The following is a 25,934-nucleotide window of genomic DNA, read 5'->3' as shown; positions in this document are numbered from 1 at the left end:
GACGTCGGGGACGAGATGCGCGCCTACGCGCCGAGATTCGGCGAGGCGAGTGCGAACTACGCGCTGCTGAACCGCGGCAAGCGGGCGTTCGGCGCCCTGGCCGTGCCCATCTCGCGAGCGCTCCGCAGGCAGCCGTCGGCCGAGCCCTGCCCGTTGTTGCCGCCGCTCGTGGACGGCACGTCCTGGGACCATCCGGGAGCGGGCGCGTGAGGGCCGTCGTCGTCCGCGAGTTCGGGCCGCCGAGCTCGCTGCGCGTCGAGGAGCTGCCGGATCTCCAGCCGGGTCCGGGCGAGGTCGTCATCGAGGTCGCCGCGGTCAGCGTGAACTTCCCGGACCTCCTCGTGGTCGAAGGTTCGTATCAGTTTCTACCGGATCGCCCGTTCAGCCCCGGGAAGGAAGCCACCGGCCGGATCCTCTCGGTCGGCGCCGGCGTGTCCCGGGTGGGGGTGGGAGAGCGGGTACTGGCCCTCGTAGAGTACGGGGCCTATGCGGAACAGCTCCGGGTTGCCGAGGATCTCGTCATCCCCCTTCCGGATGCCGTGACCTACGACGAGGCCGCGGCATGCGGGCTGGCGTTCTCCACCGCCCATATCGGTCTCCGGACCCGGGCCGGCCTCACCCGAGGCGATACCGTCCTGATCACGGGAGCCGGCGGCGGCGTCGGGTCCGCGGGCGTTCAGCTGGCGAAGGCCTGGGGCGCCCAGGTGATCGCCCTTGCCCAGGACGAGGAGAAGGCGCTCCTCGCACGCGCGCAGGGAGCGGATCTCACCCTCACGTGCGGGCCCGAGACGCTCAAGGACGAGCTGATGGCCGCGACCGAGGGCAGAGGCGTCGATGTGACCCTCGAGGTACTCGGCGGCGACTACCTGACCCAGGTGATTCGCAGCACCGCGTGGGAGGGCCGCGTCGTGGTGGTGGGCTTCGCCTCCGGCGGCCAGAACCCGATCAAGCCAGGACACCTCCTGGTGAAGAACATCAGCGTCATCGGGCTTCAGAGCAGCGACTACCGGGACCGGCGGCCCGCGGTGCTCCGTGGCGCCGTCGACGAGATCTTCCGGCTCGTCGCCGACGGGCGCGTCAACGGCGCCGTCGACCGGACCTTCGGGCTGGCCGAGGCCGGCGACGCACTGCAGTACGTCAAGGACGGGAAGGCACGAGGCAAGGTCGTCATCACGACCGGCCTCGGATGATCTTCCGGTCCCGACGGGTGGCCGGCCCCATCCGGTCGCGACGGTTCATGAAGGGAACAGGCGATGCGGGCCGGCGCTTCGGGCGGGCGAATTCTCGGCACCCTTGCCCGGCGACCGGCCGAGGACAACCGTCGCCGGAGTGTCGCCGCCCTCCGCATCGGCGTCGGCGTCGGCGTCGGCGTCGGCGTCGGCCAGAGCCTGGCCGGCGTCCTCGAGAACGTGACGAACTGATCGGAGCAGCGCATTGAGTGATCGGGTAGATCCAACCGATGAGGTTCCCTCCATCGTGGGGGTCTACGGCGGAGGACGCATGGGATCGGGAATCGCGCACGCGTTCCTGACCGCAGGCGCCACGGTGCGGGTGGTCGAGGTGTCCGACTCCGGTGCGGACGCCGCGAGGTCCCGGATCGAGACCAGCGTGTCAACCGCCGTCAATCGCGGATCCGTCGGCGGCACCGCCGGTGAACACCTTCAAAGGCTGTCCGTGGGCTCGGATCCACGGGGACTCGCGGGCTGCGGGCTGGTGGTCGAAGCCGTTTCCGAGGAACCGGAACTGAGGGCGGATGTGCTCCGCGCCATCGAGGCCAATGCACCCTCTGCATGGATCGGCACGAACACCTCCAGCCTTTCGATATCAAATTCGCCAGCAGCCGGCTCGGCGTCGCCATCGCCCTGGAGGCGATGCGCATGTTCGAAGCGGGGATCGCCTCAGCCGAGGACATCGACGCGGCGATGACACTCGGCTACCGGCACCCGATGGGGCCGCTTCGAACCACCGACCTCGTAGGGCTCGACGTCCGTCTGGCCATCGCGGAACACCTCAACCGCGAGCTCGGCCCGCGGTTCGAACCGCCTTCCATCCCCCGCGAGAAGGTCACCTCAGGGCACCTCGGCCGAAAGACAGGCCGCGGCTTCTACGACTGGTGAGCGCCTCGCCCTGGTTGCCCCAGCTCCTTCCCGGTCGAGTTCGTCGAGGCCGGGAGGGAGTGAGGGGTGGCGGGCCACTGTCTCGCCACCCCTCACTCCCTGCTGTTCTCCGGCTACGCGGATACGGCTGGAGGTCTCCGCCCTATCAGCTGCAGCCGCTGGTCGAGCCGCAGCCCTCGCAGACGTAGCAGCTGCCGGCGGGACGCATCTTGGTGCCGCAGGTCATGCAGAGCGGCGCGTCCGCGGTGCGGCCCTGGTGGGACTCAAGAGAGCCGACCACCCGCTCGGGCGCCGCCACGGCCACGGCCACGGCCTGGACGCGAGGCTGCGCCTGGGGCTGGGGCTGGGGCTCCTCGATGGGTGCCGAGGTGGCCAGCTCGGCGATGACCTCGTCCGCGGCGATCGGGGCCGGGTCCTCACCTCGCTGCTGGGCGGCGCGCTCGGACGCCGAGAAGATACCGAGGGCGGCCCGCTCGTCGTAGGGCAGGTGGTCAAGGGCCAGACGGCGGAAGATGTAGTCCATCACCGAGGCGGCCATGCGGATGTCCGGGTCGTCGGTCATGCCCGCCGGATCGAAGCGCATGTTGACGAACTTGCCGACATAGGTCTCCAGCGGCACGCCGTACTGCAGGCCGATGGAGATGGCGACGGAGAAGGCGTCCATGACACCCGCGAGGGTCGAGCCCTGCTTGGACATCTTCAGGAAGACCTCGCCGAGACCGTCGTCGGGGTAGGACGAGGCGGTCATGTAGCCCTTTGCGCCGCCCACGGTGAAACGGGTCGTGGTGCTGGGACGCTGGTTCGGCATCCGGCGGCGGGTCGGACGGCTGACCTCGACGACCTGGATCTCCGGCTCGGCGGGCTGGCTGGGCTGGGCCTTCTCCTCCGCCTTCTTGCCCGCGGCGGAGAGCGGCTGGCCGACCTTGCAGTTGTCACGGTAGACGGCCAAGGCCTTCAGGCCGAGCTTCCAGCCCTCCAGGTAGACCTGCTCGATGTCCTCGATCGTCGCCGACTCGGGCAGGTTGACCGTCTTGGAGATGGCACCGGACAGGAACGGCTGGGCGGCCGCCATCATCCGCACGTGGCCCATCGGCGCGATGGCCCGCTCCCCCATCGCGCAGTCGAACACCTCGTAGTGCTCGGGTCGCAGGCCCGGGGCGTCGACGACGTGGCCGTGCGCGGCGATGTACTCGACGATCGCCTCGACCTGCTCCTCCTGGTAACCGAGCTGCCGCAGCGCACGCGGGATCGTCTGGTTGACGATCTGCATGGAGCCGCCGCCGACGAGCTTCTTGAACTTGACCAGGGCCAGGTCGGGCTCGATGCCGGTGGTGTCGCAGTCCATCATCAGGCCGATGGTGCCGGTCGGCGCCAGCAGCGAGGCCTGGGCGTTGCGGTAGCCGTTCTTCTCACCGAGCTTGAGGCAGTCCGCCCACTGGCGGGAGGCCTCGGTGTGGATCGCCCTGTCGATGCCGCCCAGGGTGCGCAGGTCGTGGTCGGCCTCCGCGTGCTTGCGCATGACGCGCTTGTGCGCGTCGGCGTTGCGGGCGTAGCCCTCGTACGGCCCGACGACCGCGGCCAGCTCGGCGCTGCGGCGGTAGGAGACGCCGGTCATCAGCGAGGTGATGGCGCCCGCGATGGCCCGCCCGCCCTCTGAGTCGTAGGCGTGGCCGGTGGCCATGAGCAGTGCACCGAGGTTGGCGTAGCCGATGCCGAGCTGGCGGTAGGCCCGGGTGGTCTGGTCGATCTTCTCGGTCGGGAAGTCGGCGAACGTGATGGAGACGTCCATCGCGGTGATGATCAGCTCGGTGATCTTCACGAAGTTCGCGATGTCGAAGGAGTCGTCGTCCTTCAGGAACTTCAGCAGGTTGATGCTGGCCAGGTTGCAGGAGGAGTTGTCCAGGTGGAGGTACTCAGAGCACGGGTTGGACGCGGTGATGCGGCCGGTCTCCGGGCTGGTGTGCCAGTCGTTGATCGTGTCGTCGTACTGGACGCCGGGGTCCGCGCACTCCCAGGCGGCCTTGGCCATCTTCCTGAACAGGTCCCTGGCGTCGACCTTCTCGATGACCTCGCCGGTGAGGCGGGCTCGCAGGCCGAAGTCGCCGCCGTTCTCGACCGCGCGCATGAACTCGTCGGAGACACGCACGGAGTTGTTGGCGTTCTGGTACTGGACGGAGACGATGTCCTTGCCGCCCAGGTCCATGTCGAACCCGGCGTCACGCAGCGCGCGGACCTTGTCCTCCTCGCGCGCCTTGGTCTCGATGAACTCCTCGATGTCGGGGTGGTCGACGTCGAGGACGACCATCTTGGCCGCGCGGCGGGTCGCGCCGCCGGACTTGATGGTGCCCGCCGAGGCATCCGCGCCGCGCATGAAGGAGACCGGGCCGCTGGCCGTGCCCCCGCTGGAGAGCAACTCCTTGGACGAGCGGATCCGGGAGAGGTTCACCCCGGAGCCGGAACCGCCCTTGAAGATCACGCCCTCTTCCTTGTACCAGTCGAGGATGGACTCCATCTGGTCGTCGACAGCCAGGATGAAGCAGGCGCTGACCTGCTGCGGCGAGGCGGTACCGACATTGAACCAGACCGGCGAGTTGAAGCTGAAGACCTGGTTGACCAGGGCGTGCTTGAGCTCGTGATCGAAGATCTCCGCGTCCTCCTCGGTCGCGAAGTAGCCCTCCTCGACCGCGGTCCTGGTGTAGACGCCGACCACCCGGTCGACGAGCTGCTTCAGGCTCCACTCGCGCTGCGGGGTGCCGACCGCGCCGCGGAAGTACTTCGTGGTCACGATGTTGGCGGCGTTGACCGACCAGGACTCGGGGAACTCCACGCCCCGCTGCTCGAAGTTGATCGAGCCGTCCCGCCAGTTGGTCATGACGACGTCACGGCGCTCCCAGGACACCTGGTCGTACGGGTGCACCCCGGGTGTGGTGAAGATGCGCTTCATCTTCAGCCCCTTGCGCGACCGCTTTCCCCCACGCGCGGCTGCGCCACTGACCGTCTCCGTCATGACTTCCCCCTTTCAGGGCTCCGCAGAGCCCTCGAGTCGGACCACTTCAACGCGCCGCTTGTTCCCCCGGCGCCCGGGGACTGACTCAGTCGCGCCTGGCGGAACGCTCGGCGCGCAACTGCTCGATCTCCGCTTCGAAGTCCGCCAGGGTCTCGAAGCTGCGGTAGACCGAGGCGAACCGCAGGTAGGCCACCTCGTCCAGCTCGCGGAGCGGTCCCAGAATCGCCAGCCCGACCTCGTGGGCCGCGATCTCCGCGGACCCGGTCGCCCTGATGCTCTCCTCGACCCGCTGGCCGAGCTGGGCCAGCGAGTCCTCGCTCACCGGGCGGCCCTGGCACGCCCGCCGGACACCGGCGATCACCTTGTCCCTGAAGAACGGCTCGGTCACCCCGCTGCGTTTGCTCACCATGAGCAACACCGTCTCCTGCGTGGTGAACCTGCGCCCGCACTCCGGGCACGTGCGCCTGCGGCGGATGGCACCGCCGTCCTCGGTCGACCGGCTGTCGATGACCCGCGTGTCAGGGTGACGACAGAACGGACAGTGCACGTGCGTCGCCTCCTCGACTTGCCTAGCGGCTCACCTTTCTCGTGTTGCTCCGCTTACTTTCGCAGCCTCCGTCAGGAGACGCTCGCGCACGCCCCTCGAATGGTCGAGATGCGGTAATAGAAACACAATCTATGGTGGAGCAGAGCGATGATGCCACTAGATGTTGTGGTCCAACCGTAGAAGCGTCGGGGCATGAACGCAAGTTAGGAAGACCCTGCGGACCGAAGTCGCTGATCAGCGCATCGCATCGGCGACAGCCGGGCGTGTCGCCCTCCGGGCGACCCCGCTCCTGGGCCCGCTCAGCGGGTGGAGGCTTCGGGCAGACGGAGCCGGGCGCCGGGCCGGATCACGGAGCCGGACAGGTCGCCCGGATCCATTATCGGCCGGACCCCGGGCGCAGAGTCACGCTCCGTCGCCACGAGGCTCGCCACGCCCGGCGAAGTGGCCCCCGCACGCGCCACCACCGACAGCCCCTCAGGGGCACGGCGCTGGAGCGCGAAGGCGGCGTCGATGCGGGCGCCAACCCAGATCGCCCCCAGGGTGACGAGCGCGAGCGCCAGGACGACCACGATCCTCCCCCGCCGGGTCAGCCGGATCGGCGGGGTCTGACGTCGCCCTCTCCGCGCAGGGCCGCCCCTCCGGGCGGTCACCCGCCCGCCTCCCCCTGCGGCCACCCCTGCGGCATCCCTGACGGACACACGGCCGACTCCGCCCGCCATCCCTCCCGCGGTCGCACGGGAGGCCCCTGCACCCCCTCCGGTGATCGCACGGGAAGCCCCTCCGCCTCCCCCTGCGGTCGCACGGGAGACACCTCCCGCACCCCTCCGACCAGCACCCCCCGCGGTCGTTCGCCCCGCTCCCGCGGCGGCTGCCCGGTCGGTGCCCCCGACGACGGTCAGCCGGGGCCTGGATGTCCTCGCGGTCGCCTTCATGGTGCCCCCATCCCCTCGACCTGGCCGAACACATGTCGAAGAAAGATCGGCGAATCGAACACGATGTCGATCGAACTCCCGTACGATGTTGTACACCACGCCACCGCTTATTTCGAGGACCATTCGAACAATTGTTTGAGTATGATCTTCGGCGAGGGTACGGTCGCTGTGTGCGACGTAAGCAATACAGACCGGGAGCGAGGAGATCGTATGAGCGAGCACGACGAGAACGGTTCGGCCGTCAGCGACCTGGCGGTGCGCAGGCGTGACTCCCTTGGCCTCACCCCCAGGCAGCGCAAGATCCTTGAAGTGATCCGCGACTCTGTGCAACAACGCGGATACCCGCCGTCGATGCGGGAGATCGGCGAGGCGGTGCAGCTCACCAGCACCTCCAGCGTTTCGCACCAGTTGACGGCCCTGCAGCGCAAGGGTTACCTGCGCCGCGATCCACACCGCCCCCGCGCACTCGAGGTGCGCCTGCCCGGCGAACCGGTGCTGTGGGTTGATCCCGACGCGGGCGCCGACGAGACGCCGATCAGCCGCCCGACCGCGGCCTACGTGCCGCTCGTCGGCCGGATCGCCGCCGGTGGCCCGATCCTCGCCGAGGAGAGCATCGAGGACGTCTTCGCCCTGCCCAAACAGCTCGTCGGCGAGGGAACGCTCTTCCTGCTCCAGGTGACGGGCGACTCGATGATCGAGGCCGCGATCGCCGACGGCGACTGGGTGGTCGTCCGCCAGCAGCCCGTCGCCGACAACGGCGACGTGGTCGCCGCGATGATCGACGGCGAGGCCACGGTCAAGACCTTCAAGCGCAAGGGCGGCCATGTCTGGCTGGTCCCGCACAACGCGAACTACGACCCGATCCCCGGCGACGAGGCCACCGTCCTGGGCAAGGTCGTGGCGGTGCTGCGCAAACTCTGAGACGACACGTGTGAAGGAGCGACCCACCGTAGCCGAGGGCCACTCCTTCACACGCTCCGCCGGACGGTTCGCACCTTCCGGCGTTCACGTCTTCGACGGGTGTGCACACCCTTCAGGGAACGCGCTCTCTTCCCGCGCCCCTTGCGCGCCCGGTGAACGATCCCGGGCGCGGTACGGGTTCCGTGCCCTAGGGGACGATGTTGACCAGTTTGGGCGCGCGGACGATGACCTTGCGAGGAGCACCGGACAGGAAGGCCTGGACCTTCTCCGAGCCCAGCGCCAGAGCCTCCAGGTCCGTCTCTGAGATCTCCGGGGAGACCTCGATGCGGTCACGGACCTTGCCCGCGACCTGCACGACGCAGGTGACAGAGTCCTGAACCAGCAGTTCCGCCTCCGCGACCGGCCATCCGGCGGTCGCGACAGAGGCGGGGTGGCCCAGTCGTTCCCAGCCCTCCTCCGCCGCGTACGGCGCGACCAGGGACAACATGATCGACAGGGTCTCCGCGGCCTCGCGCACCGCGGGGTCAGCAGCACCCGGCCCCGAGTCGATGGCCTTGCGAGCCGCGCTCGTCAGCTCCATCATGCGCGCGACCGCGACGTTGAAGCGGTGCGACTCGACCAGCTTGGTGACCTCGTCGATGGTCCGGTGGACGACCTTGCGCAGCTCCAGGTCGCCGGCGGCGACGTCGACCCCGGGGGCGGACGCCGCACCGGCTTCGGCCATGACACGGAACGCGCGGGCCAGGAACTTCTGCGACGCGGCCGGGGAGACGTCGGCCCAGTCGATGTCGTCCTCGGGCGGACCGGCGAACACCACGGTCAGCCTGACCGCGTCGACGCCGTACGCGTCGATCTGCTGTCCCAGGTCGACGCCGTTGCCCAGGGACTTGGACATCGCCTTGCCCTGGTTGATGACCTGTCCCTGGTTCAGCAGGCGGGTGAAGGGCTCGGTGAAGTCGACCATGCCCATGTCGTGCAGGACCTTGGTGAAGAAACGCGAGTACAGCAGGTGCAGCACCGCGTGCTCAACGCCGCCGACGTACTGGTCGATCGGCCCCCACTTGCGAACCCTCTCGACGTCGAACGGGCCGCCCTCGTAGGTCGGGTCCACGTAGCGCAGGTAGTACCACGAGGAGTCGACGAAGGTGTCCATCGTGTCGGTGTCACGCCTGGCCGGGCCATCGCACTTGGGGCAGGAGACGTTGACCCAGTCCTCGGCCGAGGCCAGCGGGGAGACGCCCTTGGGAGCCAGGGCCTCACCGCGCAGGTCGGGCAGGGTGACGGGCAGTTGCTCGTCGGGGACCGGGACCTCGCCGCAGTCGGGGCAGTGGATGATCGGGATCGGGCAGCCCCAGAAACGCTGGCGGGACAGCAGCCAGTCACGCAGGCGGAAGTTGACCGCCGCCCTGCCGGTGCCGCGCTCGGCCAGCACCTCGACGATCTTACGGATCGCCTCGGTCTTCGACAGGCCGTCCAGCGGCCCGGAGTTGACCAGGGAGCCCTCTCCCGCGGTGGCGACACCGGTCTCGCCCGGGTCCGCCAGGCCGGTGTGCACGACGACCCGCACCGGCAGGCCGAACCTGCGGGCGAAGTCCAGGTCACGCTGGTCGTGCGCGGGAACAGCCATGATGGCGCCGTGGCCGTAGTCGGACAGCACGTAGTCGGCCGCCCAGATCGGCATGCGCTCGCCGTTGACCGGGTTGACGGCGTAGCGGCCCAGGAAGACGCCGCTCTTCTCCTTGTCCGTCGACAGCCGGTCGATGTCGGACAGCTTGGCCACCTCGGCCCGGTAGGCCTCGAAGGCCTCTCGGTGCTCCTCTGAGACGATCTCCTCGGCCAGCGGGGCATCCGGGGCCACCACGAAGAAGGTCGCGCCGTACAGGGTGTCGGGGCGGGTGGTGTAGACGGTGACCGGCTCGTCGCGGCCCTCGATCACGAAGTTGACGTCGGCGCCCTCCGACCTGCCGATCCAGTTGCGCTGCATGGTCAGCACGCGCTCGGGCCAGCCGCCCTCCAGCTGGGCCATGTCGTCCAGCAGCCGGTCGGCATAGTCAGTGATCTTGAAGTACCACTGGGTCAGCTCCCTGCGGACGACCTCGGCGCCGCACCGCTCGCACCTGCCGTCCTTGACCTGCTCGTTGGCCAGCACGGTCTGGTCGTTGGGACACCAGTTGACCAGGCCGCCCTTGCGGTAGGCCAGGCCGCGCTCGAAGAAGCGGATGAACAGCCACTGCGTCCACCTGTAGTAGTCGGTGTCGCTGGTGTGCAGGCGGCGGGACCAGTCGAAGGAGACCGCGTAGCGTTTGAAGGAGTTGGCCTGGGTCTCGATGTTGGCGTAGGTCCACTCGGCCGGGTGCGCGTTGCGCCTGATCGCGGCGTTCTCCGCGGGCAGGCCGAAGGAGTCCCAGCCGATCGGGTGCAGCACGTTGTAGCCGCGCTGGAACCAGTAACGCGCGACGACGTCACCGATGGCGAACACCTCGGCGTGCCCCATGTGCAGGTCGCCAGAGGGGTAGGGGAACATGTCGAGCATGTAGCGCCGCTCACGCGTGTCGGCGGGGTCGTCCGAGGCATGGAACGGGTCCAGTTCCTCCCACCGCTGCTGCCACTTGACCTGCAGTGCCTGCGGGTCGTAGTGCTGCTCGTCGCTCTGCATGTCGGCTCGCTCGCTCACGTCAATCTTCCCTCGGTATACGTCTGCGCAGATGATCTGACCCATCCGACCCAATAGAAAAACCCTCCGCTCACGCGAAGGGCAGCCGCACCGGCGAGGCGTCTAACGCCGAGAAGGCCGATGCGGCCCGGTAAGCAGCAGGGTCGCGGCACGCATAGGTCAAGACTATCGCAGTCCGCAAGTCATATTCGTGGCCTGGGAAAACGACCTCGATCACGGCAAACGGGAGACACCGGCCCAGGCAGTTCAGCACAATGGGGACGCTTACCTGTCTGGGACAGGCCGAGACCCGATGGGGACACATCCGTTGTGACCTCGCATGTCCCGTCAGTTTACTCTTCTCACCGTGGCACACTCAGTCGAGCCGGGGCAGGGCCCGGATCCCTCGGAGGCCGGCCTGCCGATGCAGGATCCACCAACCGACCCCACAGGACTCCAGTTCAGGGGGGCGTTCTCCGGTTTCCCTGTGAACGCCCCTGTCTCACGTGAGACCATGCCCAATACCCATAATTCGGGCACCCGCGCGGGAGGTAAGGAAGCCATGGCCTCGGAGCAGTCCAGCCAGTCCCACCTGCCTCCGGCATGGCCGGATACGGTGGATTCGACGCCCAGCTGGGCGAACGAGTCTCTCGGCACCTCTCCCCGGCTGCCTCTCCCCCAGGACGAGCATCAGCAGGGCAACGGCTCGCCGTTGACCTCTCCGGGCAACGGCTGGGACCAGGCGAGCGCACCGCAGACGGGCAACGGCTGGGACCAGCCAGCCACAACGACACCCGGCAACGGCTGGGAGCAGGCAGGCGCACCGCAGACGGGCAACGGCTGGGACCAGGCGACCGCGACACCGACCGGAAACGGCTGGAGCCAGGCGACCTCGGCCCAGACCGTCGGTAACGGCTGGGACGGGGCGACCGCCTCTCAGCACAGCGGCCAAGGACTGCCGGACGTCCCCCCGCCGGACAGTGACTCCCCATCGACCTCTCCCGGCAACGGCTGGGGCCAGGCGAGCGCACCCCAAACGGGAACCGGCTGGGACCAGGCGACCGCGACACCGACCGGAAACGGCTGGGACCAGGCGAGCGCGCCGCAGACGGGCAACGGCTGGGACCAGGCGAGCGCGCCGCAGACGGGCAACGGCTGGGACCAGGCGAGCGCACCACAGACGGGCAACGGCTGGGACCAGCCAGCCACAACGACACCCGGCAACGGCTGGGAGCAGGCAGGCGCACCCCAGGCAGGCAACGGCTGGGACCAGGCGACCGCGACACCGACCGGAAACGGCTGGGACCAGCCCAGCGCGCCCCAGCCCAGCGTGTCCGCCACCACCAGCTGGAGCCAGGCCTTCACCCCGCAGCCGATGGATGAGATCAGGCAGGATCCCGATCTGTCCAGCGAGCGCGAGAATCCGTACCTGGGCGCCACCGCACCGGCGAGCGCCGAGTCCTGGCAGGTCCCGCCGTCTTCCTCCGGGGAGCCGGGAGCCTCGTTCCCCGCTCCGGCCACAGACAGCGTCGCGTGGGCGCCGGCCGCTCAGACTCCTCCGGCCGACAGCGCCGTGTGGCCGCCCGCGTCGGCAGAGAACACCGGCTGGCCCTCCACCGCCCCGGCGGACAACGCCGGGTGGCCGCCCGCCGCTCAGGCCGAGAACACCGCGTGGCCGCCCACCGCCCCGGCCGACAGCGCCGTGTGGCCGCCCGCGTCGGCAGAGAACACCGGCTGGCCCCCCGCCGCCCCGGCAGAGAACACCGGGTGGGCGTCGTCCCCCTCTGCGGACGGCACCTCATGGCCGTCCTCTCCGCCCGCCGCGGACACGGCGTGGCCGTCAGCCGCTCAGACCCCTCCGGCCGACAACGCCGTGTGGCCGCCCGCCGCGGCAGACGGCGCCTCGTGGTCCACCACGAGCCCCGCGGAGGCACGAGACCCGCTCTTCTCCCCCACCTGGCAGGACCCCCAGGCTCAGGCTCCCGCCGTTCCCCTCGGGCACCCCCCTGCCGGAGGCGATGCCCTCCCCGGCAACGGAGCTTCCTTCGGCGACGGTGCCGCGCGGAGCAGCTTCGGCGTGCCGAACAATCCCGCGGTCTGGGCTCTGGCCGCGACGACCGCGCCCGAGGCCTCCCCCGCCGCCGAGTCCCAGGGAGTCATGCGCCCCGCGCAGGGCGCACCCCCGCAGTATCCGTCCGACGGCGCACACCAACCGCAGGCCCAGCCGCTCAACCCCGGCTACCAGCCCCAGCCGGGACAGTTCCCACAGGGCCAGCCGGGGCACCCGGGACAGCCGGGGCCAGGACATCCGGGACATCCGCCGCAGGGCCAGCCGGGACAGCACCTGAGTCAGGACCCGTCCGACCCCTACAAGCCGTTCGTCACCGCGGGCCAGATCAGTGGCCCGAAGACCCCGCCGCCCGAGCGCCAGCAGGAGCTGTGGGACACCGTCTTCGGCGACAACTACCAGGCCATGGGAGACGACGACGAGTTCGACGGGCAGGGCAGACCGATCTGGGTCTTCGCGCTCGTCGGCTCGGTGGTGATCGCGCTGGTCGGTGCGCTGCTCTGGGCGTTCCTGGCTGGACCGCTGGCCTCGACCAAGGAAGCGGACCCCACCCCTCAGGCCAAGCCCTCCCCGACCGCCAAGAGGCCCGTGAAGTCCCAGACGATCGGTCGTCTGCCACGCTTCCCCGGCAAGGCGTCCCCGGTCGCGGGCACCCTCTCCGACCAGGCAGCGGCGATCAGCGTGGCACGGCTCGGCGGGGCGTGGCGCGAGGACCAGCGCAGGACCGTGCCCACGGTCTACGGCTTCACCACCCGCCAGTACGTTCCCGCGGGCACGGACTCGGCGGGCAGAGCACAGTTCGCCCAGCTGATGTCGGGCGCGCTCTCACCTCGGCTGAAGGACAAGTACACCTCGCCGGAGAACCTCGCTCCCGTGGTCAACGCGGTGGCCTCGGAGGCACGAAAGAAGTTCTTCCCCGAGGGCAACAGCGCCCGCAAGACCGCCCAGCAGGCGCTGTCCGTCAACGGCCTTCCCGGTCAGCTCGCCGCCTACGAGGTCACCGCGGGCGAGGAGAAGACCACCATGGTCGTGGCGGTCGTGAGTACCGGCGCCGACCTTCCCTCGGTCGTCTACATGTCGGTGCCGGACAGTAAGAAGGACCTGCTGCCGGACATCAACACCGCTTTCAAGTCGATCAAGGCGGCTTCCTCGTAGCCTCAGAACTCGCAGGTCATGTGCTTGACTCCGTTGATGAAGCTGGAGTAGAGCCGTTCTGGCCTGCCGCCCTCGATCCGGGGGAGACGGCGGAGCAGCTCGCGGAACATGACGGTTATCTCACGGCGGGCCAGGTGGGCGCCCAGGCAGAAGTGCGGCCCCGGCCCGCCGTACCCGACGTGGGGGTTGGGAGTGCGGGTGACGTCGAAACGCAGCGGGTCGGGGAAGACGCTCTCGTCGCGGTTGGCGGCCCAGTAGTACAGGACGACCTTCTGGCCCTCGAGATAGAGCTGGCCGTTCATCTCGTGGTCCCTGGTGACCTTGCGGCGCATGAAGTTCACCGGGGAGGCCAGGCGGACGATCTCCTCGACCGCCCCGGGGAGACGGCCCTCGAGGTCGTCGAGAAGCAGCGCGCGCTGGCCGGGGTTTCGGGTGAGCAGGCGCAGGCCGTGCGAGATGGCGTTACGGGTGGTCTCGTTGCCCGCGACGACCAGCAGGATGAAGAACGAGCCGAGCTCCTGCCCGGTCAGCCGCTCACCGTCGATGTTGGCGTTCACCAGGGAAGAGATGAGGTCGCCCGTGGGATGCTCGACGCGGTAGGCGGCGAGGTCCTGGACGAGTTGCTGCAACTCCATTCCTGCGGTCAGCAGCTTCTCCACCGCGGTGTTCATGTCGCCGCCGCCGTACTCGGGGTCGAAGCCGCCGAGGATCAGGTTCGAGCGGTCGAAGACGAAGCCGTAGTCCTTCTCCGGGATCCCCATCATGTCACAAATGATCTTCAAGGGAAGTCTGGCCGCGGCCTCGGTGACGAAGTCGCAGCCGGGTCCCTTCGCGATCAGGTCGTCCACGATGCGCGCCGCCGCCGCCTCGACGTCGGCCTCGAACTGCCTGATCATCTTGGGGGTGAACGCCCTGGAAACGATCCGGCGGAGTCTGGCGTGCCTTGGGTCGTCCATATTGATCATCGACCCGAAGTACTCGCCGAACTCGGGGGGCATGTCCGGGATGTTGGTCGCCCCGCCGTCGCCCGAGCAGAACACCTCCGGGTTGCGGCTGGCCTCCAGGATGTCGGCATGCTTGACCAGTGCGTAGTAGCCGAGCCCCTTCGGCGCGAACGAGACCTCCATCTCCTCGTAGAAGGCAGGGCGCTCCAGGTCGCGCAGAAGCCGGAAGGCGTGCTCCCGCTCCCGCATGGGCCTGGCCCAGAAGTCGTAGTCGGACAGGTCGAAGTCGGCGGCGGAGGTGATCGTCTTCCGCTGGGGCGGCGTCACGCTCATACGGCCAATCATTTTCACGAGCAACGACCCACGTCAATGGAACGTTTCAGAAGTCGCAGCTGAGATGCTTGATGCCGTTGATGAAGCTGGAGCGCAGGCGGACGGGCTCGCCGACGGAGCGGATCTGCGGCAGCCGGGTGAACAGCTCACGGAACATCACCGCGATCTCACGGCGGGCCAGGTGGGCGCCCAGGCAGAAGTGCGGTCCGGGGCCGCCGAAGGCCACGTGGGCTCCTCCCGCGCGCAGGATGTCGAACCGGTAGGGGTCGGTGAAGACGGCCTCGTCACGGTTGGCCGCCCAGTAGTAGAGCAACACCTTGTCGCCCTTGCAGTAGAGGTGGCCGTTCATCTCGTGGTCGCGGGTGAGGGTACGGCGCATCCAGGCGACCGGGGAGGCGAGACGGACGATCTCCTCAACCGCGCCCGGGAGACGGCCCTCGAGGTCGTCGAGGAGCAGCTCGCGCTGGCCGGGGTTCTCGGTGAACAACTGCAGACCGTGCGAGATGGCATTACGGGTGGTCTCGTTGCCCGCGACGACCAGCAGGATGAAAAACGAGCCGAGCTCCCGCATGGTCAGCTTCTCGCCGTCGATGTTGGCGCTGGTCAGAGAGGTGATCAGTGTGTCACCTCCCTCCGCGGCCAGAGAGACGACGAGGTCCTGCAGACGCTGCCCCGCGCCGAGGAGCAGCTCGGCCGCCCGGCTGACGTCCTCGATGAACTCCGGGTCACCACCGGACAGGATGATGTTCGAGGCGTCGAAAACCGTCTGGTAGTGCTCGGCTCCGATGCCCATCATGTCGCAGATGATCTTCAAGGGAAGCTTGGTCGCCACCTCCGTGACGAAGTCGCAGCCGGGCCCCTTCGCGATCAGGTCGTCCACGATCTGAGCGGCCTCGTCCCGCACGTCGTCCTCGAACTGCCCGATCATCCTGGGAGTGAAGGCCCTGGAGACGATCCGGCGGAGCCTGGCATGCCTTGGGTCGTCCATATTGATCATCGACCCGAAGTACTCGCCGAACTCGGGCCCCATGTCGTGGATGGCGGTCGCGCCGCGCCCCGAGGAGAAGACCTCGGGGTTGCGGCTGGCCTCGACGATGTCGGCATGTCTCACCAGGGCGTAGTAGCCCGCCCCGGGAAGGGCGAAGCTGATGTCGGGCTCGGTGAACCTGAGCGGCGCCGGCTGGGCGCGCAGCAGCGCGAAGGCCTCCTCCCGCTCGGCCATCGGCCGTTCCCAGAAGGCGATGTCCGACAGGTCGATATCCGACAGCGAAACAGTCACACCATCCCCCAATAGAACCGCGTTCGGTTTTGCCGATCCTGCCATATGATTTTTCGTTCAACAATCCGGAACGAGACCGCCCAAGCCGAAAAAGAGACCGGCCGGCCGCGGAACGCACCTCGGCGCCAGCGATTCCCGTCGCGGAGGGTGACGATCCCGATCCCATGGGCGGAACCTAACATCCGCTTGGCGGTGAGGAGTCAGGATTCCCCGCAGAGTGTCCCGTGGATCGGAAATCGTCACGCGGCAGGGACAATTGGACTGCTCCTCGCAAAGACATCCGCCAGCCCGAACTCATCCTTCACATAAGCAAATACCTGCATAAGTCTGGATCCATGATCACGAGCGTCACAGACACCCCGGAGATCCCTCTCCACAGCGCCTCTGACGCCTCTCCGTCACGGCCCGCCCTGCTCCGGGCGTCGACCTCCTCCGGACGACCGAACCGGTAACGGATCACGGTTCCGAGCTGGCGCGATCACAGGCCGGAGTGCTCGATGATGAGTAGATCGACCGCACCGAAGCCCGAAATACCCTGATATTTCATGATGAACTTCGCAAACTTCTCCAGGACGACGTCCTTAATCTGGATAAACCTCGAAGAGGGATGACTACATCGCAGGCGAATGCCGTCAATTGGTTCGCGGGGTCGTTCGGGAATTTGCGTGAGGAGGCCTCAGGAGGTGGCGGTGATGAGGTCGGCGGCCTTTTCAGCGATCATGACGGTTGGGGCATGGGTGTGGCCCCGATTGATGACCGGCATGACCGAGGCGTCGGCGACACGGAGCGCCTCGACTCCGCGGACCCTCAGCTCCCGGTCGACCACCGCGTCGGCGTCCTCGCCCATCCGGCAGGTGCCCACCGGGTGGTAGAGGGTCTCGCTGCGCTCGCGGATCCAGCGGGCGAGCTCCTCGTCGGTCTCCGCGCCCCAGTACGGGTTCATCGGCGCCCCGGCGAACGGCAGGAGCGCCGCGGTCGCGAACAGTTCCTTGGCCTTCCTGAGCCCGGCGATCTGCCGCCTGATGTCGGCCTCCGCCGTCAGGTACGCGGGGTCGATCGCCACGTCGCGGCCTTCGAGGAAGACCCTGCCCCGGCTCTCCGGGCGCAGCAGGATGGAGGCGATGCTCAGGCCGTGGCCGGGCGGCGGGGTGAGCCCGTGGTCGATGAAGGGTCCCGGGGCGAAGATCAGCTCAATGTCCGGGGCCGGTTCGCCGGGGGAGGTCCTGATGAAGGCCACCGCCTCGCCGACGTTCGAGGTGAGCATTCCACTCCGGCCGACCAGGAAGCGCAGCAGGTTGCCGATCGACTCGGCGCCCGCCAGCGTGACCGGCTCGGGGCAGTGCAGGATGACGCCGGAGGCCAGGTGGTCCTGGAGATTGGCGCCGACTTGGGGGAGGTCGATGACCGGTTCGATCCCCTGCGCCAGCAGTTCGTCCGCCGCGCCGATGCCGGACAGCATCAGCAGATGCGGCGAGCCGATGGCTCCGGCAGACAGCACAACCTCCCTGCGCGCCCGCACGACCGTGTCGCCGTTCCCGTCCGCCGTGCCGTACTCGACGCCGGTCGCGCGCCCACCCTCGACCAGCACCCTGCGCACGTGACAGGAGGTCAGCACGGTGAGGTTGGGCCTTCTCGCCACGGGTCTCAGATAGGCGTCCGCAGAGCTGCAGCGACGGCCCCTGTCCTGGGTGACGGGAGTCTGGGAGCAGCCCTCGTTGGCGGAGCCGTTCAGCTCGTCGAGACGGGGGAGCCCGATCTCCTCGCAGGCCCTCAGGAACACCGCGGTCGTCGGGTTGGGACTGCGCAGCTCGGAGATGCGGATCGGGCCCGCGGTACCGTAGACGCCGCCGTGGTTGGAGCCGACGCGGCGCTCGGCCCGGTGGAAGTACGGCAGGACCTCGTCGTAGGACCAGCCGGGGACGTCCCAGCCGTCGTAGTCGGCCCGGTGCCCACGCACCCACATCTGGGCGTTCATCGAGGAGGAGCCGCCGAGCATCCGGCCACGCGGCCAGTAGAGCCGTCTGCCGGACAGGCCCGGCTGCTCGACGGTGGTGAAGTTCCAGTCATAGCCGGTCTTGAAGAGCTTGGCGAACGCGGCGGGCATCCGGATCTCCAGTTTGTCGTCCGGCCCCCCCGCCTCGATCAGGACCACCGTCGTCGCGGGGTTGGCGGACAGCCGGTTGGCCAGCACGCACCCCGCGGATCCCGCCCCCACGATCACGTAGTCGTACTCCATGTGCCCACTGACCCTTCGCCGCACGAACGGACAGCTCGCCTCCCCCGGTAAGCGGGCTCTCACCTGCTTACCCCGGGTGCTTTTACACGTCAATTCGTAATCACCGTTACCTACCGGTAGGTATCTCGGGCTGAAAAGATGAGGCGGGTCAGAGCCTGCTCGGAGGAGGACGCCCATGCTCAACCTGTCGATCGTCCTGGAGGACAGCGCACGGCAGCAGCCCGATCGCACCGCAATCGTCTTCGGCGACCTGCGGCTGCCGTACTCCCTGGTCGACACCGTCGCGAACCAGGTCGCCAACCTGCTGGTCTCCAGAGGCATCGGCAAGGGGGACAAGGTCGCGCTGGCCTGCCCGAACCTGCCCTACTTCCCCTTCGTGTACTACGGCATCCTCAAGACAGGCGCCACGGTCGTTCCGCTCAACGTGCTGCTACAGCCCAGAGAGATCACTTACCACCTCCAGGACGCCGAGGCCAAGGCCTTCTTCTGCTTCGAGGGGACCCCCGAGCTGCCGCTGGGCGAGCGCGGCAGGGCGGGCTTCGAGGAGGCGGCGACGGAGCACTTCTTCGTGCTCCCGGCCACCGCCTTCGCCACCGAGTCCGAGTACGGCGAGACCCTGTGGGCGGCGCTGGACGGCGTTTCCGGCGAGTTCCAGACCGTGCAGACCGCGCCGGACGACACCGCGGTGATCCTCTACACCAGCGGCACCACGGGCCAGCCGAAGGGCGCGGAGCTGAGCCACCAGAACATGCTGCTCAACGCCATGATCTCCGACGAGATGTTCCCGCGCTCCGAGGGGGGCGACGCCTTCCTTGCCGCGCTGCCGCTGTTCCACTCCTTCGGTCAGACCACCGTCATGAACCTGGGGTTCCGGCGCCGGGCCACCGTGGTGCTCATGCCGCGCTTCGAGCCGGGACCCGCCCTGGAGCTGATGCGCACGGAGAACGTCACGCTGTTCGCGGGCGTGCCGACGATGTACTGGGCCATGCTGACCAAGATCCACACCGACGGTGACGCGGTGCCGCCCTCGCTGAAGGTCGCGGTCTCCGGGGGCGCCTCCCTGCCCGCCGAGGTGCTCAGGGACTTCGAGGCCACCTTCGGAATCGGCATCCTGGAGGGCTACGGCCTGTCGGAGACCTCCCCGGTGGCCAGCTTCAACCAGCTCGGCAGACCGACCAAGCCCGGCACGATCGGCACGCCGGTCTGGGGCGTGGAGATGAGGCTGATCGACGGCGACTGGAAGACGGTCGAGGGCGACGAGCCCGGCGAGATCGCGATCCGCGGCCACAACGTGATGAAGGGCTACTACAACCGCCCCGAGGCGACCGCGGAGGCCATGAACGACGGCTGGTTCCGCACCGGCGACATCGCGGTACGCGACGCCGACGGCTACTACTCGATCATCGACCGAGCCAAGGACATGATCATCCGAGGTGGCTTCAACGTCTACCCGCGCGAGATCGAGGAGGTGCTGATGACCCACCCCGAGGTTTCCCTCGCCGCGGTGATCGGTGTCCCGCACGACTCACACGGCGAGGAGGTCAAGGCGTACGTCATCCGCACCCGGGAAGCGAAGATCACCGAGGAGGAGCTGGTCGCCTGGACCAGGGAGAACATGGCCGCCTACAAGTATCCGCGCTTCGTCGAGTTCCGCGACGCCCTTCCGATGACGGCGACCGGCAAGATTCTCAAGCGCGAGCTGAGGTAGGGCGCGAGCGCGCCAATCCGCATCCGCCGGTCATCGTCCCCCGGTCCACCAGGAGGCGGAGGAGCGCTCTTCCGGCCGCGCCGACCGGCCGCCCGCGATGGAAAACGCCGCGGCCCGCACCTTTGAAAGGTGCGGGCCGCAGCGCCGGACAAACCCCGAAACCGGTCGTCGTCGGCGTGCCGGTTAGAGGAAGATCAGGGCCAGTCAAGAGACGGACGGAGCGGTAGGTGTGCCGCGCCCTCGGAGTCGAGCTTCACCCCGAGGACCTGATGGAGCTGGATCTTGTTGCGCTCGAAGCCGACCACGCAGCCCGCCATGTAGAGCCGCCACACCCTGGCCGTACCCTGCCCGACCTCCTCGACCGCCTCGTCCCAGTGGTCGTCGAGGTTGGCGCACCAGTAGCGCAGGGTCTGCGCGTAGTGCTCGCGCAGGTTCTCTTCGTGGCGGATCTCGTAGCCGATGTCCTCCATCTGACGGACGAGGTAGCCGACCGACTCGAGCTCACCGTCGGGGAAGACGTAGCGGTTGATGAAGCCGCCCGCGTTGATGGTCTTCTCGGTGCCGGTCGGCCTGGTGATGCAGTGGTTGAGGATGCGCCCGCCGGGCACCAGCTTGTCGTAGAGGAACCTGAAGTAGAACGGAAGCTGCTCCTTGCCGATGTGCTCGGTCAGTCCGATCGAGCTCACGGCGTCGAAGCCGGTCTCCTTGACGTCGCGGTAGTCCATGTAACGGACCTCCGCCAGCTCGCTGAGCCCCGCCTCCGCGATGGCCTTCTGCGCCCATTCGGCCTGCTGGCGGGAGAGAGTGACGCCCAGCGCCTTCACGCCGTACTCACGGGCGGCGTGGATGACCATCCCGCCCCAGCCGCAGCCCACGTCCAGCAGGCGCATTCCCGGCTTCAGGCCGAGTTTCCTGGCCACCAGGTCGAACTTGGCGTGCTGCGCCTCCTCCAGCGATGACTGCTCGGTGGGGAAGACCGCACAGGTGTAGGCCATGGACGGGCCAAGCACCCAGGAGTAGAACTTGTTGGACACGTCGTAGTGGTGGTGGATCGCCTCCGCGTCACGCTGCTTGGCGTGCCTGCTGCCCATCTTGGCGAGCATGCTGTGCCGTACTTCCTGGGGGGGAAGCGGCACACGCATCATCAGCGGCTTGAGGCCGAGCGCGCGGACGGCCGCGACCTTCTGCGCCGTGGTGATGTCGTTGATGGTGAGTGACCACATCCGCGCCAGCAGGGAGTACATGTCCCCGTCGACGTCGAGGTGCCCCGACACATAGGCCCTGGCGAGGCCCATCTCGCCCGGGGCCTGGGCGAGATAGGCCACCGCGGCCGGAGACTTGACCTCGATGCCGATGTCGGCACCGTCCGGGCCTGCCTTGCTGCCGTCGTAGGCACTGAAACGGATCCCCGCCTCGGAGCCGACGACCATTTCGAAGATCTCTGCGAGCCTCACAGAATCAACCTCCTAACGCCCCCGTACACACTTGTCGTAGAGGTTGAGCAACCGGCCACCCGCGTCGTATGCCCGCTTTACCGGCCAGTAGGCGGTTCCGTTATAGAACTGCCAGAACTCGTCCTCCGCGTAGAACGACGTCGAGTACAGCGACTTGTGCCCCTCCAGCTCGTGCACCCGACGCTCGATGAGACGGTTGTAGTAGCCGTCGAACTGCCCTCTGGGCAACGGCACCGTACCCCAGAAGCCGAAGTTGACATACAGTCGCCCCGGCTCAAGGGGGTAGAGCGGCCACTCCCCAGAAGCCTTCAGCGGACACATCCACACCGGCTCCATGCCGACCTTGTCGTGGAAGAACTCCAGGAACTCCGCGCCGCGCTCGACGGGCACCTCGATGTCCTGGATGACCGACTCCTGCAGGGGCCTGCCACGCCAGCGGTCGACCCGCGCGATGACGCCGTACTTACGGTCCAGGCCGACGAGCCTGCGGTAGACGTCGGAGCGCATCCACTTGCGCGGCATCAGCGAGCGCACCAGCGGCTCCTGCACGCCGAAGGCCCGCGAGCACCAGAACCAGTCGGTGTCCCAGCGCCAGAGGTAGTCGCGGACGGTCAGCCAGTCGCGCGTCCTGGTCTGGATCGACCGATAGTAGATGCGCATGCCGGTGTAGTCGGACAGGTAGGGCGCCTTCTCGGCGAAGCGGCCGACGGTGACATAGAGCTCTCCCGGGCCGAAGAACGTGCCATCCACGAAGTCGACGGGCTCGCCGTCGTGCTCACCGCGCTCGCAGATCTCCTTCATGGCGATCATGCACTTGTCGGCGTCGGTGAACGGGATGTGGGTCAGCCGGACGTACGGCTGGACGCGCTTGAGCTTGATCCGGATCCGCAGGGCGTAGCCGAGCGTGCCGTAGGAGTTGGGGAACGCATGGAACAGGTCGGCGTGCTCGTTGTCCGGGCGGGCGACGACGATCCGCCCGTCGCCGGTGAGGATCTCCAGTTCCTCGACCGACTCGTGCGGCAGCCCGTCGCGGAAGCTGGTCGACTCGATGCCAAGCCCGGTCACCGCGCCGCCCAGCGTGATCGTCTTCAGCTGCGGCACGACGTACGGCATGAGCCCGTGCGCCAGCGTGGCGTCCACCAGGTTCTCGTAGGTGGTCATGCCCTGCACCTCGGCGGTCATGGCCACCGGGTCGACCTCGATGACCTGATCCAGGTCACGGGCCGAAAGCTTCGCCCCTTGGGAGCCGTCCCTGAAGCGGAACAGGTTCGTGGTCGCCTTGGACAGGCGCGGCACCGAATTATCCGGAATCGCGGCGTAGGAGTCCCTGATCTGTTCTACGGCACGCCGATGTGCCGACATCTGTGTCATCTGCTCCACAGGTCCTCACCCCCAGGGCTCCCATAGTAAAGATCGCCTCTAGCACGTTATATCTCGGATGTCCCGGGAGCCAGGCGGGACACGGTAAACGCGTGGAAACTCTACGGGGGTCCCGTCCTGAGCCCATAGCGGACCACCGGTTCGGCTCCGCCGGGCACGCTGACCAGCGACGTCATCACTCGCCCCCGCGCGGATGGAAACTCCCGAGCACCTGGTTCATCAGGCTGACCCCGCCCTTCCACTCGGCGGCGGAGGTGGTCCAGCTCAGCACCATGACCGTGTCACCGACCGCAACGAAGCGGCTCACCTCGTGGTAGGTCGCCCCCGGGATCGCCCACGGCACGCCGCCGATGTCCGTGGCCGTCCAGGTGAACTCCCACTGGAGGCCGGAGCCGTACGCCAGGGGAATCCGCGTGACGCGGTCGGAGCCGATCTCACTCCACTGCGCCGTGTTCTCCTTGACGGTCCGCTGGACCGTCTCCAGGCTGTCGAGAGGTCCGGAGAGCACCTCGACCGACATGTGCGCCCTGCCGTCAGGGCGCAGCCACTGGGTGTATCCCGTCTCGGCGGCCCAGTCTCCCTTCCAGCCCGCCGGGTACCGGATGGACCAGTTCTCCGGCGACTTGGCCTGCCAGACCTTCAGCCGGGGAACCGGGTCGGCGCTCCTGGTCCTGGAGACCCTGGGCGAGGGCGACGCGGTCGTCGGGGTCGCCTCGGCCGTCGCGGTGACGTCGGCCGCAGGAGTGGAGGGGTCGGCGGGCTGCAGTTCCTGTCCCGCCTGCGGGACGGCGGGCTCCTCGGATCTCGTCATCGCCACCGCCGCGGCGCCCCCTCCGACCAGAACGACCACCGCGGCGGCGATCAGCGCGACCCCGCCGCCGCCACGGCTGTCCCGCCGCCGCCGTCGCCGGGCGGGCGTCGCCGAGGTGGACGCCTGTCCCGAGCTCCGCCGCCCGGCGCGCCTGCCACCGGGCCGCTCGATGCGGTGGGGCACCGTACCCGACGGGTCGTCGGCCGCCTGAGCCAGCAGCAGGTCGGCCTGCTCCGCGCTCAGCCGGTGCGCCGGGTCTCGCCGGAGCAGGCCGGTGAGCACCTCTCGCATCGCCGGGGGCACCCGGCTGAAGTCGGGCTCCTCCGTGAGGAGCGCGCCGAGGGTCGCGATGGCGTCGCGGCGCTCGAAAGGACCGTGGCCGAGCAGCGCGGCGTACATGGTCGCGCCGAGCGCCCACAGGTCCGACCAGGGGCCGGAGTCGGCGCCCGTGGCACGTTCCGGGGGCAGGAAGCTCGGCGAGCCGGTCACCATGCCGGTCTGGGTAAGCGAGGCGTCACCCTCGACGGTCGCGATGCCGAAGTCGGTGAGCACGGCCCTGCCCTCGGCGTCCAGCAGGATGTTGCTCGGCTTGACGTCACGGTGCAGGATCCCCGCGTCGTGGGCCGCCCTGAGCGCCGCCAGCACCTGACGGCCTATGCCTGCGACCTGCCGCACCGGCAGCAATCCCACCTCGTCGAGACCCCTGGCCCTGACGAGCTCCATGATGATCCAGGGGCGCCCGTCCTGCTCGGCCACGTCGTAGACCGCCACGATGTTGTGGTGGTTGAGCCGGGCGGCGGTCCTGGCCTCACGGGAGGTGCGGGCGAGCTGCCGCTCGTGCTCAGCGGGGGCGAGGTTCGGCGGGAGCAGCACCTCCTTGACCGCGACCGGGCGGTCAAGGAGGGTGTCGTATCCCTCCCACACCACACCCATCCCCCCGCGGCCGAGCTCCCTCAGCAACCGATAGCGCCCAGCGACCACCCGTTCACTGTGCGGATATGTCATCGCACGACCCCTAGTCCCAATCAAATAGGGCGCAAGTTTCCCATATCACTCAGACACCGCGCGGGCTACCGAGAGATGTCTTGCCACAGAAAGCCGAACGTTGTTCTACTTTGCCGGAAGAGACTCTGGGACCTTACCAAGTGATCGCCGGATGAGACCCGCGTCGCGGCGGAGCGGGTGTCATGAAGACAGAGCGGGCAGCGTGAAGAGGAGACACCGATGGAGCGCGTGACCAGGAGCGGCCCACTGGCCGGAGTGCGCGTACTGGAGCTGGCGGGCCTGGCTCCCGGGCCGTTCGCGGGAATGATGCTCGCCGACCACGGCGCGGAGGTGCTGCGGATCGAGCGCGCCGCCGCCGTCACCGCCGAGAAAAGCAAGCCAAGACGCGAGGTAATGGACCGGGGTAAACGGACGATCGGCCTAGACCTGAAATCCCCCGAGGGGGTGGCCGCCTTCAAGGAACTGGCCAGGGGTGCCGACGTGGTCATCGAGGTCTACCGTCCCGGGGTCGCCGAGCGGCTCGGCATCGGTCCCGCCGACCTGCACGCGGTGAACCCGCGCCTCGTCTACGGGCGGATGACCGGCTGGGGCCAGGAGGGCCCGCTGGCCTCTACGGCGGCGCACGACATCAACTACGTCGCGGTCTCCGGCGTCCTGTCGATGCTGGGCCGCGAGGACGAGCGGCCCACCCCGCCGATCAACATCCTCGGCGACTTCGCGGGCGGCGGCCTCATGCTCGCGTACGGCGTGCTGCTCGCGCTCATCGAGCGGGAACGCACCGGTGAGGGGCGGGTGGTGGACGCGGCGATGATCGACGGGGCCGCGACACTGGTCGCGATGTTCTACAACGGCATCCAGGACGGCCTCTGGGGTCCGCGCGGCACCAACCTGCTCGACACCGGCGCACCCATGTACGACACCTATGAGACGGCCGACGGCGGGTTCGTCTCGGTCGGGGCGCTCGAGCCGCGGTTCTGGGCGGAGATGGTCTCCCTGATGGGTCTGTCCGGCCTGCCGGACAGGGACGACAGGTCCCAGTGGCCCGAACTGCGGCGGCGGCTCGCCGAGGCCTTCGGGTCGAGGACCCGCGCCGAGTGGGAGGCGGTGTTCGAGGGCTCGGACGCGTGTGTCTTCCCGGTGCTGGAGATGGCCGAGGCCGCCGATCATCCGCACAACAGGGCGCGCGGCATGTTCGTCGAGGTCGACGGCGTCCGCCAGCCCGCGCCCGCGCCCCGTCTGCTCGGTGTTCCGGAACAGGACCTCTCTCCTGCGACCCGGCTCGCCGACCTGTCCTCGTGGGGCCTGCCCCCCGAGACCCAGGCCAGGCTGCGCGAGACGGGAGTCCTCGTCTGACGGGCTCTCGGGAGCCGGCGTGCCCGACTTC

18 protein-coding genes and 1 pseudogene are annotated in these 25,934 nt (G+C 68.5%); 9 read left to right on the top strand and 10 right to left on the bottom strand.

Going from position 1 to position 25,934, the window contains the following annotated elements; genetic code table 11:
- From AB0395_RS35620 to AB0395_RS35600, 5 genes and pseudogenes are all read left to right on the top strand, one after another.
- On the top strand, window positions 1-210 hold a 210-nt coding region (locus AB0395_RS35620; protein ID WP_366288585.1), incomplete at its 5' end, for a hypothetical protein.
- Window positions 207-1,190 (top strand): NADPH:quinone oxidoreductase family protein, encoded by a 984-nt coding sequence (locus AB0395_RS35615; protein WP_366288583.1) that lies wholly within the window; start codon window positions 207-209, stop codon window positions 1,188-1,190. The genes AB0395_RS35620 and AB0395_RS35615, both read left to right, overlap by 4 nt.
- 63 nt (window positions 1,191-1,253) lie before the next feature.
- Window positions 1,254-1,421: a hypothetical protein gene (locus AB0395_RS35610; protein WP_366288581.1), complete on the top strand. Its 168-nt coding sequence runs from the start codon at window positions 1,254-1,256 to the stop codon at window positions 1,419-1,421.
- A gap of 79 nt (window positions 1,422-1,500) precedes the next feature.
- Window positions 1,501-1,770: pseudogene (locus AB0395_RS35605) on the top strand (3-hydroxyacyl-CoA dehydrogenase NAD-binding domain-containing protein); the annotation flags it as partial.
- A 20-nt stretch (window positions 1,771-1,790) separates the two neighbouring features.
- Complete coding sequence (locus AB0395_RS35600; RefSeq protein ID WP_366288579.1) at window positions 1,791-2,117, top strand: 3-hydroxyacyl-CoA dehydrogenase family protein; 327 nt, start codon at window positions 1,791-1,793, stop codon at window positions 2,115-2,117.
- Between the two features lie 145 nt (window positions 2,118-2,262).
- On the opposite strand, the gene AB0395_RS35595 is transcribed toward AB0395_RS35600, so the two are convergent.
- The 3 genes from AB0395_RS35595 to AB0395_RS35585 all read right to left on the bottom strand — a co-directional run bounded on the left by AB0395_RS35595 (window position 2,263) and on the right by AB0395_RS35585 (window position 6,321).
- On the bottom strand, window positions 2,263-5,124 hold the full coding sequence (locus tag AB0395_RS35595) for a vitamin B12-dependent ribonucleotide reductase (protein ID WP_366288577.1): 2,862 nt from the start codon (window positions 5,122-5,124) through the stop codon (window positions 2,263-2,265).
- 85 nt (window positions 5,125-5,209) lie between these two features.
- The gene (nrdR, locus tag AB0395_RS35590; RefSeq protein WP_366288575.1) at window positions 5,210-5,671 is read right to left on the bottom strand and encodes a transcriptional regulator NrdR; all 462 of its coding nucleotides are present in this window, start codon (window positions 5,669-5,671) and stop codon (window positions 5,210-5,212) included.
- Window positions 5,672-5,970: 299 nt separating this feature from the next.
- Complete coding sequence (locus AB0395_RS35585; protein WP_366288573.1) at window positions 5,971-6,321, bottom strand: hypothetical protein; 351 nt, start codon at window positions 6,319-6,321, stop codon at window positions 5,971-5,973.
- Window positions 6,322-6,813: 492 nt separating this feature from the next.
- Here AB0395_RS35585 and lexA point away from each other — a divergent pair, with 492 nt between their 5' ends.
- A complete protein-coding gene (gene lexA / locus AB0395_RS35580) occupies window positions 6,814-7,524 on the top strand; it encodes a transcriptional repressor LexA (protein WP_366288571.1) in 711 nt (236 codons plus the stop codon).
- Between the two features lie 187 nt (window positions 7,525-7,711).
- Here the strand turns inward: lexA and leuS are convergent, their stop codons facing one another.
- Window positions 7,712-10,180: a leucine--tRNA ligase gene (gene leuS / locus AB0395_RS35575; protein ID WP_366288587.1), complete on the bottom strand. Its 2,469-nt coding sequence runs from the start codon at window positions 10,178-10,180 to the stop codon at window positions 7,712-7,714.
- Between the two features lie 559 nt (window positions 10,181-10,739).
- Here leuS and AB0395_RS35570 point away from each other — a divergent pair.
- Complete coding sequence (locus tag AB0395_RS35570) at window positions 10,740-13,400, top strand: hypothetical protein (protein ID WP_366288569.1); 2,661 nt, start codon at window positions 10,740-10,742, stop codon at window positions 13,398-13,400.
- A 2-nt stretch (window positions 13,401-13,402) separates the two neighbouring features.
- Here the strand turns inward: AB0395_RS35570 and AB0395_RS35565 are convergent, their stop codons facing one another.
- From AB0395_RS35565 to AB0395_RS35555, 3 genes are all read right to left on the bottom strand, one after another.
- Window positions 13,403-14,677 carry a cytochrome P450 gene (locus tag AB0395_RS35565; RefSeq protein ID WP_366288567.1) on the bottom strand — a complete coding sequence of 425 codons (1,275 nt, stop codon included), beginning with the start codon at window positions 14,675-14,677 and terminating at the stop codon, window positions 13,403-13,405.
- Window positions 14,678-14,723: 46 nt separating this feature from the next.
- Window positions 14,724-16,001, bottom strand: coding sequence for a cytochrome P450 (locus AB0395_RS35560; protein ID WP_366288565.1), 1,278 nt, complete (start codon window positions 15,999-16,001; stop codon window positions 14,724-14,726).
- 631 nt (window positions 16,002-16,632) lie between these two features.
- Window positions 16,633-18,192, bottom strand: a complete 1,560-nt coding sequence (locus AB0395_RS35555) for a GMC family oxidoreductase N-terminal domain-containing protein (protein ID WP_366288563.1) — start codon at window positions 18,190-18,192, stop codon at window positions 16,633-16,635.
- Window positions 18,193-18,367: 175 nt separating this feature from the next.
- On the opposite strand from AB0395_RS35555, the gene AB0395_RS35550 reads away from it, so the two are divergent.
- The gene (locus AB0395_RS35550) at window positions 18,368-19,900 is read left to right on the top strand and encodes a long-chain fatty acid--CoA ligase (RefSeq protein ID WP_366288561.1); all 1,533 of its coding nucleotides are present in this window, start codon (window positions 18,368-18,370) and stop codon (window positions 19,898-19,900) included.
- 194 nt (window positions 19,901-20,094) lie between these two features.
- Here the strand turns inward: AB0395_RS35550 and AB0395_RS35545 are convergent, their stop codons facing one another.
- The 3 genes from AB0395_RS35545 to AB0395_RS35535 all read right to left on the bottom strand — a co-directional run bounded on the left by AB0395_RS35545 (window position 20,095) and on the right by AB0395_RS35535 (window position 24,550).
- Window positions 20,095-21,354, bottom strand: a complete 1,260-nt coding sequence (locus AB0395_RS35545; protein WP_366288559.1) for a cyclopropane-fatty-acyl-phospholipid synthase family protein — start codon at window positions 21,352-21,354, stop codon at window positions 20,095-20,097.
- A 12-nt stretch (window positions 21,355-21,366) separates the two neighbouring features.
- Window positions 21,367-22,725 (bottom strand): FAD-binding oxidoreductase, encoded by a 1,359-nt coding sequence (locus tag AB0395_RS35540; protein ID WP_366288558.1) that lies wholly within the window; start codon window positions 22,723-22,725, stop codon window positions 21,367-21,369.
- 184 nt (window positions 22,726-22,909) lie between these two features.
- Window positions 22,910-24,550, bottom strand: a complete 1,641-nt coding sequence (locus AB0395_RS35535; RefSeq protein ID WP_366288556.1) for a serine/threonine-protein kinase — start codon at window positions 24,548-24,550, stop codon at window positions 22,910-22,912.
- Window positions 24,551-24,769: 219 nt separating this feature from the next.
- On the opposite strand from AB0395_RS35535, the gene AB0395_RS35530 reads away from it, so the two are divergent.
- On the top strand, window positions 24,770-25,903 hold the full coding sequence (locus AB0395_RS35530) for a CaiB/BaiF CoA-transferase family protein (protein ID WP_366288554.1): 1,134 nt from the start codon (window positions 24,770-24,772) through the stop codon (window positions 25,901-25,903).
- The last annotated feature ends 31 nt before the right edge of the window (window positions 25,904-25,934 follow it).

Origin of the sequence: Streptosporangium sp. NPDC051023, from assembly GCF_040689595.1 — a bacterium.
In the GTDB taxonomy this organism is placed as follows: Bacteria; Actinomycetota; Actinomycetes; order Streptosporangiales; family Streptosporangiaceae; genus Streptosporangium.
Note: the sequence above shows the minus strand (reverse complement) of the source record. Positions and strands in the feature narration are given on the sequence as shown.

What these genes read in the sequence shown, in the direction of transcription:
- AB0395_RS35610 (WP_366288581.1), top strand. Translation starts at nt 1,254, where the DNA reads ATGCGGGCCGGCGCTTCGGGCGGGCGAATTCTCGGCACCCTTGCCCGG.
- AB0395_RS35600 (WP_366288579.1), top strand. Translation starts at nt 1,791, where the DNA reads ATGGATCGGCACGAACACCTCCAGCCTTTCGATATCAAATTCGCCAGC.
- AB0395_RS35595 (WP_366288577.1), bottom strand. Translation starts at nt 5,124, where the DNA reads ATGACGGAGACGGTCAGTGGCGCAGCCGCGCGTGGGGGAAAGCGGTCG.
- lexA (WP_366288571.1), top strand. Translation starts at nt 6,814, where the DNA reads ATGAGCGAGCACGACGAGAACGGTTCGGCCGTCAGCGACCTGGCGGTG.
- leuS (WP_366288587.1), bottom strand. Translation starts at nt 10,180, where the DNA reads ATGCAGAGCGACGAGCAGCACTACGACCCGCAGGCACTGCAGGTCAAG.
- AB0395_RS35570 (WP_366288569.1), top strand. Translation starts at nt 10,740, where the DNA reads ATGGCCTCGGAGCAGTCCAGCCAGTCCCACCTGCCTCCGGCATGGCCG.
- AB0395_RS35565 (WP_366288567.1), bottom strand. Translation starts at nt 14,677, where the DNA reads ATGAGCGTGACGCCGCCCCAGCGGAAGACGATCACCTCCGCCGCCGAC.
- AB0395_RS35560 (WP_366288565.1), bottom strand. Translation starts at nt 16,001, where the DNA reads ATGGCAGGATCGGCAAAACCGAACGCGGTTCTATTGGGGGATGGTGTG.
- AB0395_RS35555 (WP_366288563.1), bottom strand. Translation starts at nt 18,192, where the DNA reads ATGGAGTACGACTACGTGATCGTGGGGGCGGGATCCGCGGGGTGCGTG.
- AB0395_RS35550 (WP_366288561.1), top strand. Translation starts at nt 18,368, where the DNA reads ATGCTCAACCTGTCGATCGTCCTGGAGGACAGCGCACGGCAGCAGCCC.
- AB0395_RS35540 (WP_366288558.1), bottom strand. Translation starts at nt 22,725, where the DNA reads ATGACACAGATGTCGGCACATCGGCGTGCCGTAGAACAGATCAGGGAC.
- AB0395_RS35535 (WP_366288556.1), bottom strand. Translation starts at nt 24,550, where the DNA reads ATGACATATCCGCACAGTGAACGGGTGGTCGCTGGGCGCTATCGGTTG.
- AB0395_RS35530 (WP_366288554.1), top strand. Translation starts at nt 24,770, where the DNA reads ATGGAGCGCGTGACCAGGAGCGGCCCACTGGCCGGAGTGCGCGTACTG.